Annotated in this window: 1 protein-coding gene and 1 pseudogene; both read right to left on the bottom strand. The window is 37.1% G+C overall.

Annotated features, from left to right (window positions below):
• Positions 1-1,783 (bottom strand): annotated as a pseudogene (locus F6K49_RS36420) (hypothetical protein); the annotation flags it as partial.
• Positions 1,780-4,084: 3'-5' exonuclease (locus tag F6K49_RS36415; RefSeq protein ID WP_293104668.1), on the bottom strand; the 2,305-nt coding region annotated here is incomplete at its 5' end. The pseudogene F6K49_RS36420 and the gene F6K49_RS36415, both read right to left, overlap by 4 nt.

Below are 4,084 nucleotides of genomic sequence, written 5' to 3'. Positions count from 1 at the left end.
TATCATCTACATAACGATGTAGTTCAACTCTCCATTCATTAGAACTGCCAAATTTGATATCCACTGAAGTTAAATAAATATTTGCATAAAAGGCCGAACCAATATTTCCCTGAGTAATACCCTGAGCTAATTCATGTTCATCAATAGTTTTAGAAAGTAATAACTTAATCAGCCAACGTACCCGTTTGCTTTCTGTTAATTCCCCATAAAGTTCATCACAAAGCTGATCTTGAAGAATTTTTGTATAAAATGATTCAATGTCTACTCTTAAAATTGCCCCATTACGATATTTGTCAGCACTATCACGTGCTTTTTTAAGGTAATCACGATAAGCTTGAGGATAATATTCATAAAGATATTCTGTATCTCCTTGTTTACCAGAGATTCTGTAGGCATAGCTCCTAGGTCTCATTTGAGATGACTTGTAACCTAATTTCTGAATAATGGCGACGGATAAAATTTCTTCTTCAATACGTGAAAGTCCTTTTGGACGAGTCTTTTCTACATTCTTAGGCAATTTATAAGAGATGGTTTGATCTACTAATGCAACATCACTAGCATAAGCACATAATTGTTCTTGTAATTTGGCAATATTTGAATCTAAATTAGTTTCAAAAAGACGCAATTCAGTCTCATCATATAAAGACTCCGATAATAGATTGTGACGTGCCCTGGCCCAGGCTAAGTTGAGATTATCAAGACTTATAACTTCATTCCAATCTTTATCTTCTGCTCTATCTGCACTCGATATTGTCTGAAAATCAGCATAGAATGATTTTGTTTTATACTCTATGATGCCTTTATCATCTCTCCAATAGCCACTTTTAGGATTAATAAAATATATTTCGTTATTAGCGTTATATATTTGTTCAACTGTATGACGCTTTCCTATACTTACTCTAAAAGTACATGCCATTTCTCTAACTCGTTCTTCCAAAGTTATTTCACTATCAGTATTTCTTTGAACATATTTTTTAATATTTTGAGTTGCAATAGTTAAAACATGCATTGTATCAACTGGAACATCCTCAATTATTTCCTTATAAGCCTGAGCCTCAGCATTACCAAATTTCTCAGGAATATCTGTAATAAACTTGCCCATTTCAGGATCTATATCCAGCAAGGCATTATAATCAGATTCTTGGTTTCTGAAAACTTGGCTTAGTGGAGAAATAACATTTAATTGAATTGTTAAAATATTTGAAATACAAGGTAATTTTAAGATCTCGAGTTCTTCTTTCAGATTTTGGATAATCCCAAGAGTAGCTTCTGTAAATCCACTTTGAACACATTTAAAATCAAGCCCTATTGTCTCTAAAGTATAAGATTGACATTTCTGCATGAGTTGTTTGTAAAGAAGAACTGAGAATTTATTTGGATCTACACCAATAGCAAAAATTTTGACATCATTTGGAATTTTATCTTGTTCTTTCAGGGTAAGTATTGCTTCGATACAAGCAGCAGTACCGGCTCCAGCACCACATCCAATATCTAGAATGCACAATCTTTGCTTATGCCTAAGCCAGCTTATTAATCTGTCTTCTCCAATCACATTTTCTAAAATGTGTGCAGCTTTAAAGTAGTGTGTTGGGAAAAGAGAGTAATACTGAAAAGCCACACTCTTTAGATCTTCTCCTTGTAGTATCTTTTGCGAGTTTCCACGAGGATCTATTGATTTGTATCCCTTGGCTAGCTCAATACCATCAAGCCACTCATGTACAGCAGTGTAAGCATCTGCAATAATAGGATGAAAACGGCGATATGTAGGTGGTTGTTCAGTCACTGAATGCACTCCTTTGGTATTTGATTAATAAAGTTACTAATTTTTTTTGAAAAACCGCTGGCATCTTGGGAATAAGCTGATATAAATAACCTCTGTTTTGCCCTAGTCATAGCTACATAAAATAACCGCCTTTCTTCTTCAAGATTATTATCGCGAATACTAAAATAACTAGGGAATTCATCTTGAACAGCACCGGCTATGAAAATACTGTCAAACTCTAAACCTTTGGATTGATGAACTGTGATAATTGGAACTTGATTATTGTCTTGAGAAACTCGATCTAAGTTTTTAGCAAGAGCGGTAAATTCAAGAATGCTACGTAAAGCTGTATCAGGGTGCAAATTCAGATCGTCCTGTGCTTGGAAAAACCGTAAAAGATTGTGGATATTTTGCAGGCGTTTCTTTTCAGATTTATAATAATTGTATAGTCCAGATTCTACCAATAATTTATCCAGCAAATCTGAAGGTCTTAATGATTGGCTGACATCGCGCCAGTGCTCTATCTGTTCAGCAAGTCCTTCAAATACCTCACCATAACGGTACACTAAAGCTTGACGATAATCCGCTCTTAGTTCCACCAAAGGTATGAGTAGCGCCAACAAATCAATCGTCGTTTCCACATCATCCATTGCCTTATGGCTAGGTAGGTGGGTAAGATTGAGATGCTCTGCCAAAACTTCCAAACTGTAGCGTTCAGATTCAATGAAACGATTCGCTAGTTCTAGGGTGTCCTCCCATTGCAGCTTTTTTGGATAACTAACACCAGCTTTTTGAGCTTGAGCTGCCACCATCTTAATATCAAAGCCCACATTGTGTCCAACTAGCAGAGAATCCCCGATAAACTTGAAGAATTCACCAAATACATCCTTAGCATTTCTACCATTTTCTGCCAAGAAGCGATCGCTATGTCCGTGTATTCTTTCCGAGTCACCAACGCTAACGGTATTAGTAATATAAGCGTGAAATCTAGCTTGTGGTTTCCCATCAACTAGACGAATTGCTGCAATTTCCACCACTTGATCTTGACTCACTGAAAACCCTGTTGTTTCCACGTCAAAAACTGTTACGACTCCAGATGAATAAGCCCTTAAAAGTTCACTAAAAGGATCTCCATCTGTAAATGTGCGGCTTGATACCATGTCAGTTAAACTAAAACCACAATTTTTGCCTTCTTCAATAACAGCTTTAATCGTCCCATCACCAATTCCACGACTTGGACGTAGCAACATCCGACGCATTGCCCCTGCATCAAAAGGATTTATAATCAGACGTAGGTAAGCAAGAGCATCTTTGACTTCCTGTCGCATGAAAAATTGGAATCGCTCAACTGTAATACAAGGAATACCCATGGGTTCCAATATCTGACTGATAATCTCTGTGCGTTTATGGTTACGAGCAAGAACTGCTACTCGACTGTAAACAAAATCCTTTTGCTTACTTGCTAGTTGCTGGATTTGTTCACCAATCCACTCTGCTTCTTTCCACTCATTATTTGCTAAATGGAATTGAATTAACTCACCATCTTTACACTCAGGCGCTGGTGTAATGTTTGTTTGTCGATTTTCAAAGGAATCGGCAAATCCAGAAGCAGCATTAAGCAGGACTTTTGTTGCTCGATAGTTCCTGGTTAAAGAATAAGTTGTAGGATTGAAATCATGATAAAATTGTTTAACTACCTTCTCTGGTTCAGAGCCTCGCCATTCATAAATAGTCTGATCTAAATCTCCAATCATCCCTAAATTACCACTGTTGGCAGCCAAGTGCTTGACAATACCATACTCTGACAGATGGGTGTCTTGAACTTCGTCAACTTGAACAAAATCAAACTTATCTGCCCAACGTTGGCTAATCTCTGGTTCATGGTGTACCATGAGACGAACATAAAATATCAGATCCGCAAAGTCTAAGGCATGACGATTTTGAAGGATAGTTTGATACTGAGCAGCACCTTGAGCGTAGTTATTACCTAATGGGGCATATAGATTTTTAACCAGATTATCTAGAGATAATTGATAGTTTTCAGCCTGAATTTTGCACTTAACTAAGCTAGAAAACAACTGCTGGGCATCTCTATCTTTCAATACATGGAAAACTTCCTTAACCAATTCGAGACAATCATTATCGTCATAAATCACGAAATCTGTTGGCAGTCCAATCTGACGAGCTTCCATGAGTAGTATGGAGGCACACAAACCATGAAAAGTCTTAATTGTTAGGTGTTGTAGTTGTTCTGGACAATACTGAGATAACCGCCCGCTCATTTCCTTGGCAGCTCGATTGGTAAAGGTCAGGCATAGAATT

Source organism: Moorena sp. SIO3I6, from assembly GCF_010672095.1.
This window is presented reverse-complemented; position numbering and strand designations above follow the sequence as displayed.